This is a genomic window from Sphaerisporangium aureirubrum (genome assembly GCF_042658925.1).
GTDB classification, from domain to species: Bacteria; Actinomycetota; Actinomycetes; order Streptosporangiales; family Streptosporangiaceae; genus Sphaerisporangium; species Sphaerisporangium aureirubrum.
In genome coordinates, this window is record NZ_JBHSRF010000006.1 from 56614 (window position 1) to 72226 (window position 15613).

Consider the following 15613-nt stretch of genomic DNA (forward strand, 5'->3'; position numbering starts at 1 on the left):
ACGGCTAGCTGACCCCCGCTCAGTTATCCACCTCCCCCTGCCCACGGTCAACCCCTCGCTGTGACAGCTGTGTTACCGATGCTGTAAAGGTGTTTCCCTTGACAAGGAGACAGAAATGCGTCACCTGCCGGTCCGAATTGCCGAGGTGAAGTATTGACGCCGGTGCCATCGCCGGGCTTTCCGCGCTATTCCGGCGTATCCAAAGCCTGGTGAGCAGGGGTGACGAAACGTCAGAGTTTGTGGATCTCGTTGAGGTCGATCTCGACGGGGAACGGGACGTCGACCTTGAAGGCGCCGCGGTGGACGTCGATGATCGTGTACTCGCCGGTCCTGGGGTCGCGCGCGTGGATGTACGCCGTCGGCTCCGCTTCCCGCTCGATGCGCCAGAAGTGCGGAATGCCGGCCTGGGCGTAGAGCTGGGGCTTGCGTTCGCGGTCGCGGATCTCCGAGTCGGGGCTGACGACCTCGACGGCCAGCAGCACGTCGGCGGCCTGGTACGCCGTGGTGTCGGGTCCAAGATCGGCGGTGTCGCGGATGACGATGATGTCCGGCTCCGGGCGTTGCCTGCGACCGAGCACCACGCTCATCTCCCGCCGTACCCGCACGTCGTCCGGGGCGCTGCTCCGCAAGCCGTGTTCGAGGAGGGACACCATCAGCGGGTGGAAGGAGGCTTGGGGGCTCACGAACACCAAGCTTCCATCCAGCAACTCTGTGTGCGCAGGCAATTGCGGAAAGTGATCGAGGTCATCCGCGGTGAAGCCCCCTGCCGGGGGGATCAGCCACTCGGGAAGCTGGGAATCGCTGTCTGTCATGGCGTCGCTCCGAACCAAGACCGTCATGCGCTCACAGTAGCAACCGCCTGCCGCGCTCACCGGCCGATTGTCCCGCTCCGGAGCCGATCGGACACGCGGTGTGTCGTCGTCAGGGCGCGCGGGCGTGGTCGCGGGCGGGGGTCACGAGGCGCGGCGGCCTGCTGTCTGTGGAGGGGACTCCCCGGGGCCCGAGGTGCGTTGCGGGGGTACCACGGGGGTGGGGCGGACCAGGCCCAGGGCGACGACCTCGTTGGCGAGACGGGTGCGGCGGTTGATGCCCTCCGGGATGCGGAACTTCTGGTAGAGGCGGAGCAGGTGTTGTTTCACGGCTGCTTCCGTCACCACCAGGTCGTCGGCGATCTCGCGGGCCGTCGCGGGGGCGACGAACGCCTCGTCGGACAGGGCTGGGCGGCACAGGGAGGTCAGGACGTCGACCTCTCTTCTGGTCAGCTCGGGAGCGGCGGCGCGGCGCAGCTCCACCTCGGGTGTGAAGTCCTCCCGAGGGACGCCGCCGACCCGGCACCGCGCGGCACCGAAGCTCACGACGTCGCCGTCGTCCAGGACTCTCCGGGCGATCGGCCTGCCGTTCACCCGGGTGCCGTTGCGCGACAGCCCTAGGTCGACGACATATAGGTATGGTCCGCGACGGACGAACTCGGCGTGCAGACGAGACACGCTGGGATCGGCCAGCCTGACGTCCACTCCCCGGCCCCGGCCGATCGTGGTGATCTCCGGGCGCAAGGGGATGACCTCGCCGGTCTCCTCGACGCGTATGAACGGCCCCTCCACGGCAGTTCCTCCCCAGGTAGCCCGCCGTTACTTCCGCTACAGCTCCGGCTTACCCAAACGAGGGGTACGGGAATCTCCTTTGCCATAACGAGAATCACTGCAGAAATTGGTCTGGACCTCTGCGGACGGTTTTGCCTGCTCACAGGTAGACTTCCACCGAAGATAAGCGGAGGAAACAACACATGGCGGACAACCCCACCAAAGGGCTCGCCGATGTCGTCGCCGCGTCAACAGCGCTCAGCGACATCGACGGCCGAGCAGGTCGCCTCTTCTACCGCGGCTACGACATCCACGACCTAGCCGGCCGCACCGGCTTCGAAGAGACCGCGCACCTGCTCCAGCACGGCACCCTCCCCACGCGACGACAGCTCGCCGAGTACGGGGCGGAACTCGTCCGAGGCCGCACCCTGGGCGCGCTGGTCGAGGCCAACATCGACGAGATCGCGGAGAAGCAGGCCCCGATGGAGGCCCTGCGCAGCATGGTCTCGCTGGCAGGCGCGGAGGATCCGGACAAGGATTCCACCGAGATCGACGCCAACCGCCGAAAAGCGGCCAGGCTGACCGCGCAGCAACCCGTGCTCGTCGCGCGGTTCCACGCCGCCCGCACCGGCGCCACCCCGCGCGAGCCGGACCCCGAGCTGAGCATCGCGGCGAACTTCCTGCTCCAGATCACCGGCCGCGTCCCCGGTCAGCGCGAGGTCGACATCTTCGACGCCTGCCTGACCCTGCACGCCGACCACACCATGAACGCCTCCACGTTCGCGGCCCGGGTGTGCGCGGCGACGCTGTCGGACATGCACTCGGCCATCGTCGCGGCGATCGGCACCCTCAAGGGCCCCCTGCACGGCGGCGCGAACGAGCAGGTCATGCGCACCCTGGAGAGCATCCCGTCCGACGGGGTGGCCCAGGCCGTCCGCGACAAGCTGGCCGCGGGTGAAAAGATCATGGGCTTCGGCCACCGGGTCTACAAGACCGAGGACCCGCGCGCGACCCACCTGCGCAAGATGTCCAGGGAACTGGCCGAAGCGTCCGGAGACGACACCTACTATCGGATGTCGAAGGAGATGGAGGAGGTCGTTCTGGCGGAGAAGGGTCTCTACCCGAACGTCGACTTCTACGCCGCGACGGTCTACCACTACCTTGGCATTCCGACGGATCTGTTCACTCCGGTCTTCTCGGTCAGCAGGATGGCCGGCTGGACCGCGCACGTGATCGAGCAGCACGCCGACAACCGGCTGATCCGTCCCGACAGCGAATACATCGGGGAGCGCGATCAGAAGTGGACGCCGATTGACGAGCGGTAGGGCGTGGGGACCGTACTTCCTGGTACTCGGAGGTGCGGTCGCCGGCCTCGGGCTGATCGCGCTGGGCCTGTCCGCATGGGCGGGCTCCATGATCGTGGCCTTCGCGGTGCTGGCGGGTGCCGCGCTCCGGGTGATCCTTCCGGATCGCCCGGAGAGCCTGCTCACCGTCCGGCGCAGGGGCACGGATCTCGTCACTTACGGGCTTCTGGGCGTCGTGATGGCGCTGGTCGCCGTCAGCTTGACCGTGCCGCGGATCTTTGGGTAGCGAAAGGTCGGATATAGCCATCCGATAGCCTCAATCGCCACCGATTTCCGCAAGAAGGACTGTTTTGCTCTGTTGTGAAGGGGAACCCCAAGCATGCCCAAGATCAAGGTAGCGGGTCCTGTCGTCGAACTCGACGGCGACGAGATGACCCGGATCATCTGGAAGTTCATCAAGGACCAGTTGATCCTGCCCTACCTCGACGTCGACCTGAAGTACTACGACCTCGGGATCGAGCACCGTGACGCCACCGACGACCAGGTGACGGTCGACGCCGCCAACGCCATCAAGCAGTACGGCGTCGGGGTGAAATGCGCCACGATCACCCCCGACGAGGCGCGGGTGGAGGAGTTCGGTCTCAAGAAGATGTGGCGGTCGCCCAACGGCACGATCCGCAACATCCTCGGCGGCGTGGTCTTCCGTGAGCCGATCATCATGTCCAACGTGCCGCGGCTGGTGCCCGGCTGGACCAAGCCCATCGTGATCGGCCGTCACGCGTTCGGCGACCAGTACCGCGCCACGGACCTCAAGATCCCGGGCGAGGGCACGCTGACCCTGACCTTCACCCCCAAGGACGGCTCGGCCCCCATCGAGGTGGACGTCTTCGACTTCCCCGGCAGCGGCGTCGCCCTGGCGATGTACAACCTGGACGAGTCGATCCGCGACTTCGCGCGGGCCTCCATGCGGTACGGCCTGGACCGCAAGTACCCGGTGTACCTCTCGACGAAGAACACCATCCTCAAGGCCTACGACGGCCGCTTCAAGGACATCTTCGCCGAGGTGTTCGAGAGCGAGTTCAAGGCCGACTTCGAGGCCGCCGGCATCACCTACGAGCACCGCCTGATCGACGACATGGTCGCCCAGGCGATGAAGTGGGAGGGCGGCTACGTCTGGGCCTGCAAGAACTACGACGGCGACGTCCAGTCCGACACCGTGGCCCAGGGCTTCGGCTCCCTCGGCCTGATGACCTCGGTGCTCATGTCGCCCGACGGCCGCACGGTCGAGGCCGAGGCCGCGCACGGCACGGTCACCCGCCACTACCGCCAGCACCAGCAGGGCAAGCCCACCTCCACCAACCCGATCGCCTCGATCTTCGCGTGGACCCGCGGCCTCGCCCACCGCGGCAAGCTGGACGGCCAGCCCGAGGTGACGGCCTTCGCCGACACCCTGGAGAAGGTCTGCGTCGAGACGGTCGAGTCCGGCCAGATGACCAAGGACCTCGCCCTGATCGTCGGCGGCGACGCCGAGTGGCTGACCACCCAGGACTTCCTCGCCGCCCTGGACGAGAACCTGAAGAAGAAGATGTCCGCCTAGACGATCCTGGCCTCTACCTGCGGCATCGCCGTCAGGTAGAGGCCAGATTGTCTCTCTGGGCCGTCTGCGGGCCGTCAGGTCTCCTGTACGGCCCCGAACACGGCCGCGACGGCCTTCCGCGTGCGCTCCTGACTGTTCGGCATGAGATGGGTGTAGGTGCGCAGGGTGAACCCCGGGTCATGGTGCCCGAGATACTCGCTCACCGCCTTGATGTTCTCGCCGGCGTCCAGGAGGACCGACGCGAAGAAGTGGCGAAGCGCGTGCATCCCGTGTTCCCGCGCGGCGGCGTGTGGCTCCCCGCGTCTGCGCTCTGGGATGACCACGGCTGATACGAGTGCGGTTTTCCAGTGGACGTTGTTGAAGCTCGGACGCCGAACCACGTCGCCGCCCTCCTGCGTGAAGATCAGGCGTTTGGTGACCAGCGGCCCCTTCGGCGTCCCCCAGGGAAGAGTGATCTCCACCGGAGGGAAGCGCTTCATGTGTGCCTGGATCGCGTCTGCGACAGGTCCCGAGAGGGGAACATCGCGGAGCTTGCCTCCCTTGGGAGGGGCGAAGACCAGCCTGTATTCGCTGTACTTGAGCTGCTGAACGACATGCAGCATCTCCGACGCGAAATCGAGCTCATCGACGTCCACGGCGAAGATTTCGCCCTGACGTAGACCGCACCCGGCCCCGAGGTCCACCATGGCCTGAAATCGCTCATGGAGCGCCGCACGGACCGCGAAAACCCGCGTGGCAGGCCACGCCACGACGCGCTTCGTCTCAACGGTTGGGGCTTTCACCGATCGAGCCGAGCACGGGTTCCGGGCTAGATGGCCATCGTCCACGGCGGCGTTCAGTACGGCGCGCACGTTCGCGTAGATGGTCTTGGCGTATGACCCACGGACGCCGTTCTCTTCGAGATGCGTCACCCATGCCCGGATGTGTCCGGGCTGGAACGACCCGAGGGGCCGGAGGCCGATGTATGGGAAGGCGTGAAGGCGTAGCTGCGACCCCATCGACGCCCGCGTGTTCGGGTCTCCGCCCCGCTCCGCAAGGAACTTCTCGGCGAACTGACGAAAGGTCACCCTGGCTGCTCGGGGGTCGATGTAATGCCCACGGGACATGTCAGCGGCAACCCCCGCAAGCCATTCCTCAGCTTGACGCTTCTGCCGGTCCGGGAAGGACTGACTTCTCTCGGTGCCGTCCGGCCCGACCCAACGGGCGCGGTAGCGCATGCCCTTCCCGGACCTGTCGGTGCGCACACGCTTGGGCTTGCCGTCTGCTCCGGTCTCGGTCTTGTACCAACGGTCTTGAATGTGGCCAGCCATTCAAGCGGCTCCGCTGTCTTGGGTCTGCTCAGCAACCCATGCGAGAACCACCGCGAGGTCGTAGCGTAGGTGGCGACCAACCCTGAAGCCCGGCGGGCCGGTGCGCTTACGCCGCCACTGGTAGACGGTCTCTAAAGGAACGCTAAAGATGTCGGCAAGCTGCTCGGGCGTGAGGAAGGTGGGCGGTGTGGGGGCGCTTGCAGTCGGCACCGCGCGAAGGGCGCCGGCGGCGCGCATACGTCGTTCGGTCATCGGGCCCCTCCGAAGCGGTAGCGGACGACCGGCCGTCCGGCGTGGTCGATGGTGTGGGGATGGCAGGCGCCTACGCGGGTGAGGTCGTTGAGGGCAGTCGTGACCGTGTCCGGGGACACCTTCACGCCGTAGTGGGCGAACATGTCGCACAGTTCGGTGTGGCTGAGCCCTCGGTCGGCTGCGATCTTCAGGGCATCGAGGATGGTGATGCGGATCTGATCGGGACTAGGCGGGGCGTCGTCCTCGCTGATGGCCAACGAGTCGAGCCAGCGGGCGTAGCTAAGGACGCTGATGCGAACCTGGCCGTCCGGCCAGATAACCCCCGCAGGGGTTTCGCCAGCGGCTTCCCACTCCTGCCAATCGGACAGCAGAACCTGAAGGTCAGTGAGGATTTCCGGAATCGTGAGCCACTCGAATGGATCGCGATCGGGTACGGAGAACATCAGGCGCCCCCTTCGGCGATGTAGTCAGGGTTGGTGGCCCCAGGGGCGAGGGTCGAGCGGTCCGCCTGGACGACATGCAGGCATTTGGCGGGGGTCTGGTCGGTGGCCAGTGGCGTGGCCATGATGGGTGTGCCTCCTTCATGGGGTGCGGCCCCGGCATTCGCTTTGGTCGGTGGGTCCGGGGCCGCTTGGTTTACGGGGTGTGGTGGGAGTTCGGGTAGGTGCTAGCGGGCGGCGTGGGAGGGGTGGGTGGGCGTGTACGGCGGTTTTCGCGGGTTTTCGCTGGCGGGGTGCTAGCTGCTAGCTGGCTGGTAGATCAGTGGATGGGGTGCTAGCAGGGGTGCTAGCGCTAGCGGGGGAGGGTGCTAGCGCTAGCACCTGAGCGGTGGGGTGGCCGGGGCCGGTTTGACTACGGCGTGTTACGTTCGTGGCTCGTTGCAGCGGGGGGTTGGGGTTCCCCCTCTTGGTGGCCTAGGCGGGCGGGCCGGTAGGCCACCAAGAGCAGGTTGCGGTTGCGGCCGTCGAGGGGTGCCTGTGTCTCTACGGGCGGTATGCGGGGGTGTCGAGGCGGGGGCCGCGACCCGCGACCTTTGGGTGTAGAGGCTGGTCAGTGTGGTTAGCGGTGGTCGCGGGGCGGGTTGCGGTGCCGCGACCGGTCGCGGGTAGGGCGCGACCTGGGCTGTGGGTGATATCGGTGGTGCTATCGGTAGTTGGGGGTGCTGCTATCGGTTGAGCGGGTGTGGGTGAGGTTGGTGGGGCCAAGGCCGGTGCGGCGTGCGCAGCGACGGCAGAGGCCGTAGGCCAGGAGCAGTAGGCCGCTTTGTGCCATGCCTGCGTAGATCGGAGTGGCGGGGCGGCGGCAGCGGTCGCAGGTGCTGTCCTCGGTGTCGTCGGGGCGCAGGGCGGCGATGCAGCGGGGGCAGACCAGGTGTCCGGGGGCCCACGCGGCGCCGTATAGCACCAGGGGCGCGGGGCCGATGTGCGGGCACAGGCGGCCGTTTCCGGTGCGGAGGGTGTCCACCAGGGTGTGAACCTGTCTGGTGAGCCAGGGGTGGGGGGTGGACAGCTGGTGGGGCGTGATGCCCTGGTGGTGGCCGATCTGGGTGTGCAGGCGCACGGCGTCGGTGACGGCGGCCCCGATCTGGTCGGCTAGGGCGGTGACGGCGGGGGTGGCCATGGGAGGTCTCCAGACAGGCTGAGGTCGTTGATGGGGGAGCCCAAGGGAGCGAAGGGAGCGAAGGGAGCGAACCGCGCAGGGGTAGGCGGGCCGCTCCCTTGGCGCTCCCTTCGGGGCGGTGGATGCGACGCGGAGCGGATCGGGCGCCAAGGGAGCGCTAAGGGAGCACGGTCCTAGGGGCTGCTCCCTTTGCTCCCTTCGCGCTCTTCGCTCCCTTGGGGGGTGGGCAGTGCCCAGACCCAGCCGCCCCCGAAGTCGGACTTGCGGGAGGTGACGCGGGCTTTGGGCTTGGCGCGCTTGAGCTGATCGCGGGAGAACCCGGCGGCGGTGCCTGAGCGGAACACCTGTTCGGCGGCGGCTTCCTGGTTGGGCTGGCTGGTGATGTAGCTGGTCAGCCAGGAGGCGGCTTCGGCGCGTTCGGCGCTCTCGTGCGGGTCACCGGCGGATTCGGAGAGGATGTCGTCCACGCTGCGGTCAGACTCGCCGATGAAGTCGAGCCTGCCGACCATGGCCGGTTCGTCCTCGTCGGTGGGTACCTGGGCGGTGCGCACCACGTACCGCAGGGACGGCACGTCCAGGCGACCGAGGTTGTTCTTGGCCTGGCTCAGGACGCACGAGCCGTCATCGGCGTGCGGGTCGCGGGCGATGGCCAGCACCGCGCGTGCCACCGCGGAGAAGGCTCGTGAGCCGGTGATGAGGTTGAGGGCGTCGGTGTTGGCGGACTTGTTGAAGTGGGCGAGACCGACCACCGCGCAGGCGGACCGGTCGGCCAGCCGGGCGAGCGGTTCCAGGGCGGTGCGCAGCTCACGGTCCTGGTGGGTGTTGATGCCAGAGGCGATCAGCGACAGCAACGGATCGGCCGCGAGCATCGCCACGCCCATGCGTTCGATCTCGTAGGCCAGGGCTTCACAGTCGCGGGGCAAGGTGAGCTGGTCTAGGGCGCCGTCGCGTTCGACCTCAACGCGGAACACCATGTCCAGGTCGGCGCCGGCGGCGTGCAGCCGGGGGGCGATGGTGTGTCCCCAGGAGTCCTCGGTGGCGGCGTAGATGACCGGGCGCGGCGTGCCCAGGTGGATACCGGGCAGCTGGCCACGGGTGAGCCGGGCGGTCAGCCAGGCCAGCATGAGCGACTTACCGATGCCTTCCCGGCCGGGGATGACCGTGATGGCGCCGGAGGGCACACGCTCATCCCACAGCCAGTGGACCGCACGCATGCGGACCGCTGAGGCGGGCGTGAGCACGATCCGGCGACCGGACATCTCCTCAGCCTGCTGAAAGGCCCGTATCTGGTCTTCGGCGCCGATCACCTTCAAGATGCGGTCGGCACCCTCGGGGCCGTGCCCGTTGACGGGAACGGTTGCGGGGTGGGACAAGACGCGTCCTTCCTGCGTGAATCTGCGGTCCGCCCGCCCATGGGGTACGCGCGGATGGCGGCGGTACAGGCGGGTTTGGTGGTGTGGGAGGAGACCGGACGCCGGACGGTCCGTCCGGTGGTCCGGGGGCGGACCGTCCGGTCAGGCCGACCGCCGGTCCGGCGTGTGGGGTGGGTGGTCGGCCCTGAGCGGGCGGACAGGCACGGTGGGCGGACGGACCCCCCACTGGACCGGACCGCCGGGGTGGTCGCCCGGACGAGGCCTGCCGAAGTCGGCACGCCTGCCCTGCCAACGCCGGTGCTCCAACTCGGCATGAGACGGGCCCGCGGCGGTACCGCGCACGACCCGACGCAGCTTGGCCCACTCGGTGGCCATCTCGTGGCAGGCGTGCGCGTAGCCGACGTCCCACCCCGACCGGTGCCCGTCGCGATAGCCCTCGGCGTACGCCTGCCGCTCGCGGCGACGCTGGCCATCCAGGTCGGCCAGCAGCCGCACCAGCACGCCCACAGCAGACGGCGCGGCGGTCACCGGACACCCTCCGCCGGTAGGGGGGTACTGCCCCTACGTACAGCGCGAACGGCGTGATTCAGTACACCCGGAGTACACCGGCTGTCCGCCGAGCCGCGATGGGTCGCGGAGGCGCCCTCCACCGCCGTGTTTCCGCCGTACGTAGGACCGGTAAGGGGTGTGGCGCTCCCCGGCTCGTTGGGGTAGTCGGCGGTGAGGACAGGGGTGACGTCAAACGCGATCAGCAGATCACAGGCGACGCGGACGGCGCTGGCCATCTGGTGACCCTCGAACCGGGACTTCACCCCGGTACGGGCGTCCTTCATGACCACCAGCACCACGCCGTAGGGGTCGTAGGTGGGCTCAGCCATGGGTCACCATCCACCCCAGCGCCAGCAGCACGGGGACGACGCGCAGGGCCGCACGGATCGGCCCGTACCGGCGCGACCGGTTCGTACGGACATCTGCCCGGACGCCGTACGGGCGGGTGCGGGTCAGTACGCGCCGGACGTACGCGCTCACCACGGCCGCGCGACGGGGCCGCAGCCCCGGCCGGTACCCGCGCGAGCACAGGAACTCGGTCGGCAGTCGGTGTCCCTTGGCCTGGTTGCAGGCGAAGCATGCCAGCACCAGATTGGCCCGCGCCCAGGTCCCGCCGTAGTAGACGGGCACCAGGTGATCAATCGTGGCCGTCGAGAGGTCACGGAACCGGTGGCCGCAGTAGAAGCACGCAGCGCCATCGCGGGCCGCCAGCTGACGGCGGTACCGCTGCCGCTTGTCGGAGTTCGGACGGACGCTCATCGCGCCGTACCGGCCAAAGCGGCAGCTACGGCCCGACTGCACCACTGGAAGTGGGCCTTGTCGTCGGGGTGGCATCCGCCGTCCTCGGCAAGGAGCATGGCCATGGCCTGGTAGATGTCGCTTATCGGGTTATCCGCGAGGATCTCGGCCAGCTCGCTGCTGACCTCAATGGGGGTCGGGAGGGTGTTCTCCCTCCAGGAGCGGATGAAGCGGACAGAGAAGGCCGTCAGGGTCAAGGCGGCCTGTTCGGGTGTCAAGCCCTGAAAGGTGGGGGCGTGATCGGAGACGGAGAGCGTGTTCATCAGGCCACCGCCGTCCCCGTCAGAGTGCGGGCGGTCTTGGTGGCTTGCCGCGACGCCAAAGGCGCGATGAGGCGGCGGCACCAGCGGTGCCATCCGGCGTCCTCTGGGCAAATCTCTTCCGCCTCAGCGGCATAGCGGGCCGCCTGTCGGATGGTGTGCAGCGTGACATCGGTGATGACCTGAGTGAGCATCCGTCGCGTGTCGGCCGGGGTGATTCGCGGGTCGCCCTCGTAGCGGGACAGCAGCGACAGACCCACCAGCACCCCGGCGGCCTCCTCCTGTGTCAACTCCAGACGCACCGTCACAGACACGCTTGGCGCGTCCGCGCTGAGTGCGCCAGTGACCGGGGTGGATTCGAACTCACGGGGGGTAACGTTGTAGTACATCGAGAGGCTCCTACTGATCGATGTTCCGGCCTCGGTGGGTTGCCGCCCACCGGGGCCTTCCTTGTGTGCTCGCTCAACTGGTGCGCACCAGTAGTACACAACTGGTGCGCACCAGTGTCAAGCGCTTCGCGATGGTTGTGCTGCTCGCGTACTCAAGTGAACGTCCACGAGCGGCTTAGAGCGATGCATAAGCAGTGCAACGAGCATGCATCCGTGATGCACTACCTATGCGGCGGTACCCGGATGGCTGGCATGGGGGCGAGCACGCAATTGGTTATCGATCTTTGGACAGGCCGTAAGGCCGGCATTCTCCGCTCCGCCTTACGCTTGAGCGTCGAAGCATTCGCGCATCATCTGGGCATCGGAGTTCGGACGGTGGCCAAGTGGGATGCAGAGCCGGACATCGTTCCTCAGCCATCCATGCAGCAAGTCTTGGACCTCACGCTTGAACAGGCGGCAGAGACGGCGAAGGCGCGATTCGCACTGCTGATGGAAGCGGGCGAGAGCCGATCATTCGGCGCGCGCCCCCAACCGCGAGAGGTGATGTTGGCAGCGGCCCAGGAGTCGGCGCAGGATGCGGCACTTAGGGCTGCGCATTGCGATGCCGACTCCATTGAAGACCTTCACGACCAGGTTGTCAGTGTCGCTCGTGCTTACTCGTCTCGGGCACCCATGGCCGTCTTCGCGGAAGCACGCGCTACGCGTGATCTCGCTCGATCTTTCGTTGAGCGAACGCGACGGCCTTCCGAATTGATGGATCTTTACTTTGTGCTGGGTAAGACCAATGCCTTAATGGCGTCCATCGCCTTCGATCTCGGAAATTGGCAAGCTGCGGCAACGCTGGCGCGATCGGCCACAACTTACGCCGATCTCGCTCAGCACGGGTCTCTGCAAGCATGGACACTTGGTTTACAGGGCACGCTAGCGTTTTGGCGTGATGAACCCGAACGCTCCCTGGATTTCATCACTCGCGGCCTTTTAGTCGCTCCTGAAGGGGCGTCACGGCATCGACTTCGCTACATCGCTAGCCGTGCCTACGCGGTACAAGGTGATTCCGTGGCAGCCGGCAAGGTGCTAACAGCGGCCCGGCGGGATCGTGAGACAGCGGCAGGACGCTCGGACGAACTCCACGATGATATTCGCGGAGAGTTCACCTTTGACGATGCCCGTGCAGCGGCGTGTGCAGCGGCCGCGTGGCTACACCTTGGAGATGGTGAGCGGGCAGCAGACCACGCACAGCTAGCTCTCGATGCCTATGCTGAAGTGCCAGAGTTGAGGCGCCCTTTCTCGCCAGTAACCGGTGCTCGGATTGACTTGGCAGCGGCACATCTTCTGATGAGGGACCGAGACGCAGCGGAGGAGGAACTGGTTTCGGTTTTCGCGTTGCCGTCGGCATTTCGTAATGCATCTCTGTCGGGGCGTATCGGCAGAGTGCAGTCTCTCTTGAAAGCCTCTCATTGGCGAAGCGATGCCGGTACAAGGGACCTGGCTGACCGGATCGCAGATTGGCTTGTGGATACGGCGACTAGACCCGAGGTCGCGGACGATGCTACATAGTCAAGGATCGGAGAAGATCCTGTTCGCGTGTCGGGTTGAGACCTATTTCCCCAGATCGCTCATTATCTTTCGGAGCGGGAGATGCTAGCAACCATTCCCATGTATCGCGGACAGTCTCACTCAAGGGTCGGCAAGTGAGGCCTCGTGCATACGCGAGTCCAGAATTCACCTGCCAGACGCCTGGGTAACTTCGCCAGAGCGGCAGTTCGGACCACTGGCGCACTCCGGCTCTGATAAGTACATCATCAGGCACCCACACGAACTGAGGATCGCTGCCCGTAGTACTCGCGCAATCATCTAGCAACCCCCCGAACGTTGCAGCGCCTATAGGAGCCGTGACATTAAATGCTCCAGAGGTGTTGTCGGTTACACAATCGAGAGCGAACAGCGCAACATCTCGAACGTCTACAGGTTGGATAGATCGTTCAGGCGTTCCAGGGGACAGTATGTGGCCCCCTCGTGAGACTCGGCGAAGCCACCAAGGAAGCCTCCCCACATTCTCACGTGGTCCCAGGACAACGCCAGGACGAAGCACAGTCGAATAGTCAGCGCCAAAGGTCAGTTGAACAGCCGCCTCGCAGCCGGACTTCTGATAACCGTACTTTGTCGGCCCATCTTCGATGTCTTCGCCGTAGCTGTCATCGGCGTCGGGAGGACATTCCAGGAGTTTGGAAGCTTCAGTGAGTGGCTTGATTGGCCAGTCGGCATAAACACTCACTGTAGACATGAATAGGTATCGACCTGTGGCAGGACGAAGCGTGCGGGCGACATCAAGAACGTTCCGCGGCACGTAGCCCGACATGTCAGCTACGGCATCCCACAAGCCGGACTTTGCCAGTCGCGTTATATCGTTTGATATATATCTGTCGCCGCGAATTACCTTTACGCCCGTCACGTCATGACCCGTACGACCACGATTGAAGGTCGTTACATCCCACCCTTGCGTGAGAGCTTCAGATGCTAGCGTGTAGCCGAGGAAAGAAGTTCCTCCGAGAATGAGGAGACGCGTCATTGAGTCTCATCATCCTCGATATTTACGAAATATCCGCGACCGTGTTCGCTGCGAACGGATCCTTCGGCGACTAGTTTCGTCAGTATGAGCCGAATCGTCGTACGGCCCGCGCTAAGTTGTTCCGCGAGTATCCGCTCGGAAGGCAATCGTCCCGACGGTTCGAGTTCTCCGGATGCAATCAGCTCTCGAATTGAGCGTTCTACGCGTTCTGTTACTTCTCCCATAGCTGCGGGTGCTCCCTCAGGCTTCTTGGTGGTGCGCACCAGTGTAGTTAGCACAGAGGGGGCGCGTCAGTGCCGGTGCAGACACAGCGGACCTCGGGCTTAGCCACCCGGCGCGCCCGTGTCCCGAGAGAGATCCGGCGGATAGCTGATCTAAACCAGGAGCGATGGTGGCGGACAGGGGACTAGCAGGACGATGGCCGTTGCCACGCTGGGTCCGCCAGGCCAGTTTCGGGTTTCCCCCAAGGTGACGCTCTAGCTACTAGGTTGCTGGTAGATCAGCAAATAGGGGTCTAGTGGGGCCTCTAGGTCTAGAGGGAGGTGTCTCTAGACCTAGAGGCGTGAGTAGGGGGGAACTGCTCTCGCGGGCTACTACTTACGCGACATCGAGGGCGCCATCCCGCCCGAAGTCCTCATCACCGTCTGACCGGTAGAGGGGGCCCCTCTACCGGCCCGAACGCGGCCTGCCCCCCGACGGATGTAGACGGGGGCCACTACACACGTAGCGCCCCCAGTAGAGGGGTGTAGCCCTCGCTGACCTGCAACGTAGCGACCGTAGCGGGGCGTACGGCGCCTCACACACCCTGCCATCCGTTCAACCCCGTTCCGTCTGCCTTCCACAGCCACTCGCCCACGCGAGAAGGCCCCCACCTCAGGCGGGTGAGCAGGTGCGGCGGGGCCATCCACCACGGCCAGGTCGGGACGCCGTACCGGGTGCCGGTGGGGTCGAAAAACGCGTCCAGGATGCGGCTCACGGTTAGCCTCCCTCAAAGACCCGCGTCAAGGTGAGCAGGGCCGGCCACCGACGCACCCGACCGCAACCCTCACCACCCGCCCGTTCTCGCGGCCGTTCCCATGGCTGCGCGTCGAACAGGTCGGCGGTCAGGCCCAGCGCGAACTCAATCGAGCTGTTGACGATCCCGGCGGCACCGGGGGTGTTCAGCACGTGCGCGATACTACAATTCATGTAGATGCGGTCGCACATGCCAGGTGTAGACGTTGATGGGATGGGATTAGTCATCCATGTAGTGAGGGTTGCTCGTTTTCGCGGCGACCTGCGAACATCAAGTGAAACGCCATGACGCAAAACACGAGCAATACCGCATCGAAGGCTAGTATCAGCGACACCATCAACATAACCGGTGTCGAATAGCTTGCCGGTTGCGTTTGTGCTGTCACCAGCAGGGTGGTGCAGAGGGATACAAACGTAAAGGAACTCGCGTTAAGCAATTTCAACAGTGGCGAGCGTCGGTCCCTACGGTAGTTGCGGACTAGTGCATATGGTAAAGTTATTATGATTAATAGCACAACTGAATTGACTATAAAAAGAGGAGAGAATTCGGGGGCTGTGCGAACTACGTCACCAAAAACATACCCATATCCCAGCACGGGAATGAGTACCACGACAACGACTCTGAGAAGACTGGCCGAATGTTGCATCTTCATGACGCTTGTGAGATAGAGTAGTCCAAAAAAGAGATGTATAAATGCGGTACATAATCCCAAATCTGCAAGGATGGTTTCCGATCCGGCGCGGTGGCTGGCTGTCTGTTCGCCACCTACAGCAGCATGCATTAGTGTCGATAGAACAAATGTTATAAATGCCACTAAAAAGAGTGATGCGACAGCATCGCGCTCGCGACGCTCTTTGTCATTATTGTTATACAGGGTAATGATAAGTACTAGTGCCGTGAAGGCGAATCCAGTCATCACTCCGGAAAATTCCGCGAACAGTGAGATTGATACGGCATTATCGTAGTCTCTAGCTGGATTCATCGACGACTACCCATC

22 protein-coding genes are annotated in these 15613 nt (G+C 65.0%); 4 read left to right on the plus strand and 18 right to left on the minus strand.

Annotation, left to right across the window (positions count from 1 at the left end):
• Window positions 1-230 precede the first annotated feature (230 nt).
• Together ACFP1K_RS06100 and ACFP1K_RS06105 are read right to left on the minus strand one after the other, a co-directional pair.
• A complete protein-coding gene (locus ACFP1K_RS06100; RefSeq protein ID WP_380747804.1) occupies window positions 231-839 on the minus strand; it encodes a Uma2 family endonuclease in 609 nt (202 codons plus the stop codon).
• A gap of 114 nt (window positions 840-953) precedes the next feature.
• Window positions 954-1601, minus strand: a complete 648-nt coding sequence (locus ACFP1K_RS06105; RefSeq protein ID WP_347627075.1) for an FHA domain-containing protein — start codon at window positions 1599-1601, stop codon at window positions 954-956.
• Between the two features lie 182 nt (window positions 1602-1783).
• On the opposite strand from ACFP1K_RS06105, the gene ACFP1K_RS06110 reads away from it, so the two are divergent.
• From ACFP1K_RS06110 to ACFP1K_RS06120, 3 genes are all read left to right on the plus strand, one after another.
• The gene (locus ACFP1K_RS06110) at window positions 1784-2905 is read left to right on the plus strand and encodes a citrate/2-methylcitrate synthase (protein ID WP_380747806.1); all 1122 of its coding nucleotides are present in this window, start codon (window positions 1784-1786) and stop codon (window positions 2903-2905) included.
• Window positions 2892-3170: a DUF3017 domain-containing protein gene (locus ACFP1K_RS06115; RefSeq protein ID WP_380747808.1), complete on the plus strand. Its 279-nt coding sequence runs from the start codon at window positions 2892-2894 to the stop codon at window positions 3168-3170. Before ACFP1K_RS06110 ends, ACFP1K_RS06115 begins: the two co-directional genes overlap by 14 nt.
• 93 nt (window positions 3171-3263) lie before the next feature.
• Window positions 3264-4481, plus strand: coding sequence for an NADP-dependent isocitrate dehydrogenase (locus tag ACFP1K_RS06120; RefSeq protein WP_380747809.1), 1218 nt, complete (start codon window positions 3264-3266; stop codon window positions 4479-4481).
• Window positions 4482-4555: 74 nt separating this feature from the next.
• On the opposite strand, the gene ACFP1K_RS06125 is transcribed toward ACFP1K_RS06120, so the two are convergent.
• The 11 genes from ACFP1K_RS06125 to ACFP1K_RS06175 all read right to left on the minus strand — a co-directional run bounded on the left by ACFP1K_RS06125 (window position 4556) and on the right by ACFP1K_RS06175 (window position 11032).
• Window positions 4556-5791: a tyrosine-type recombinase/integrase gene (locus tag ACFP1K_RS06125; RefSeq protein WP_380747811.1), complete on the minus strand. Its 1236-nt coding sequence runs from the start codon at window positions 5789-5791 to the stop codon at window positions 4556-4558.
• The gene (locus tag ACFP1K_RS06130) at window positions 5792-6043 is read right to left on the minus strand and encodes a helix-turn-helix domain-containing protein (RefSeq protein WP_380747813.1); all 252 of its coding nucleotides are present in this window, start codon (window positions 6041-6043) and stop codon (window positions 5792-5794) included.
• A complete protein-coding gene (locus ACFP1K_RS06135; protein ID WP_380747815.1) occupies window positions 6040-6486 on the minus strand; it encodes a hypothetical protein in 447 nt (148 codons plus the stop codon). Before ACFP1K_RS06135 ends, ACFP1K_RS06130 begins: the two co-directional genes overlap by 4 nt.
• A complete protein-coding gene (locus ACFP1K_RS06140) occupies window positions 6486-6608 on the minus strand; it encodes a hypothetical protein (RefSeq protein ID WP_380747817.1) in 123 nt (40 codons plus the stop codon). The genes ACFP1K_RS06135 and ACFP1K_RS06140 overlap by 1 nt, the downstream gene beginning before the upstream one ends.
• A 578-nt stretch (window positions 6609-7186) precedes the next feature.
• Window positions 7187-7663, minus strand: coding sequence for a hypothetical protein (locus ACFP1K_RS06145; protein WP_380747819.1), 477 nt, complete (start codon window positions 7661-7663; stop codon window positions 7187-7189).
• A gap of 173 nt (window positions 7664-7836) precedes the next feature.
• A complete protein-coding gene (locus ACFP1K_RS06150) occupies window positions 7837-9036 on the minus strand; it encodes an AAA family ATPase (protein WP_380747821.1) in 1200 nt (399 codons plus the stop codon).
• Window positions 9037-9177: 141 nt separating this feature from the next.
• Window positions 9178-9564: a hypothetical protein gene (locus ACFP1K_RS06155; RefSeq protein WP_380747823.1), complete on the minus strand. Its 387-nt coding sequence runs from the start codon at window positions 9562-9564 to the stop codon at window positions 9178-9180.
• A complete protein-coding gene (locus ACFP1K_RS06160; protein ID WP_380747825.1) occupies window positions 9561-9914 on the minus strand; it encodes a hypothetical protein in 354 nt (117 codons plus the stop codon). The genes ACFP1K_RS06155 and ACFP1K_RS06160 overlap by 4 nt, the downstream gene beginning before the upstream one ends.
• Window positions 9907-10344: an HNH endonuclease gene (locus ACFP1K_RS06165; protein WP_380747827.1), complete on the minus strand. Its 438-nt coding sequence runs from the start codon at window positions 10342-10344 to the stop codon at window positions 9907-9909. Before ACFP1K_RS06165 ends, ACFP1K_RS06160 begins: the two co-directional genes overlap by 8 nt.
• Entirely contained in the window at window positions 10341-10646 is a 306-nt protein-coding gene (locus tag ACFP1K_RS06170; protein ID WP_380747829.1) for a hypothetical protein, read from the minus strand. Before ACFP1K_RS06170 ends, ACFP1K_RS06165 begins: the two co-directional genes overlap by 4 nt.
• The gene (locus tag ACFP1K_RS06175) at window positions 10646-11032 is read right to left on the minus strand and encodes a hypothetical protein (RefSeq protein WP_380747831.1); all 387 of its coding nucleotides are present in this window, start codon (window positions 11030-11032) and stop codon (window positions 10646-10648) included. Before ACFP1K_RS06175 ends, ACFP1K_RS06170 begins: the two co-directional genes overlap by 1 nt.
• A gap of 213 nt (window positions 11033-11245) precedes the next feature.
• Between ACFP1K_RS06175 and ACFP1K_RS06180 the strand changes: the two genes are divergently transcribed.
• Complete coding sequence (locus ACFP1K_RS06180) at window positions 11246-12589, plus strand: hypothetical protein (RefSeq protein ID WP_380747833.1); 1344 nt, start codon at window positions 11246-11248, stop codon at window positions 12587-12589.
• Here the strand turns inward: ACFP1K_RS06180 and ACFP1K_RS06185 are convergent.
• The 5 genes from ACFP1K_RS06185 to ACFP1K_RS06205 form a co-directional block, all read right to left on the minus strand.
• Complete coding sequence (locus ACFP1K_RS06185) at window positions 12582-13601, minus strand: NAD-dependent epimerase/dehydratase family protein (protein ID WP_380747835.1); 1020 nt, start codon at window positions 13599-13601, stop codon at window positions 12582-12584. The genes ACFP1K_RS06180 and ACFP1K_RS06185 overlap by 8 nt on opposite strands.
• A complete protein-coding gene (locus ACFP1K_RS06190) occupies window positions 13598-13825 on the minus strand; it encodes a winged helix-turn-helix domain-containing protein (RefSeq protein ID WP_380748103.1) in 228 nt (75 codons plus the stop codon). Before ACFP1K_RS06190 ends, ACFP1K_RS06185 begins: the two co-directional genes overlap by 4 nt.
• 572 nt (window positions 13826-14397) lie before the next feature.
• On the minus strand, window positions 14398-14577 hold the full coding sequence (locus ACFP1K_RS06195) for a hypothetical protein (RefSeq protein ID WP_380747837.1): 180 nt from the start codon (window positions 14575-14577) through the stop codon (window positions 14398-14400).
• Between the two features lie 2 nt (window positions 14578-14579).
• Window positions 14580-14768 (minus strand): hypothetical protein, encoded by a 189-nt coding sequence (locus tag ACFP1K_RS06200; RefSeq protein ID WP_380747838.1) that lies wholly within the window; start codon window positions 14766-14768, stop codon window positions 14580-14582.
• Between the two features lie 71 nt (window positions 14769-14839).
• A complete protein-coding gene (locus ACFP1K_RS06205; protein ID WP_380747840.1) occupies window positions 14840-15598 on the minus strand; it encodes a hypothetical protein in 759 nt (252 codons plus the stop codon).
• Window positions 15599-15613 lie beyond the last annotated feature (15 nt).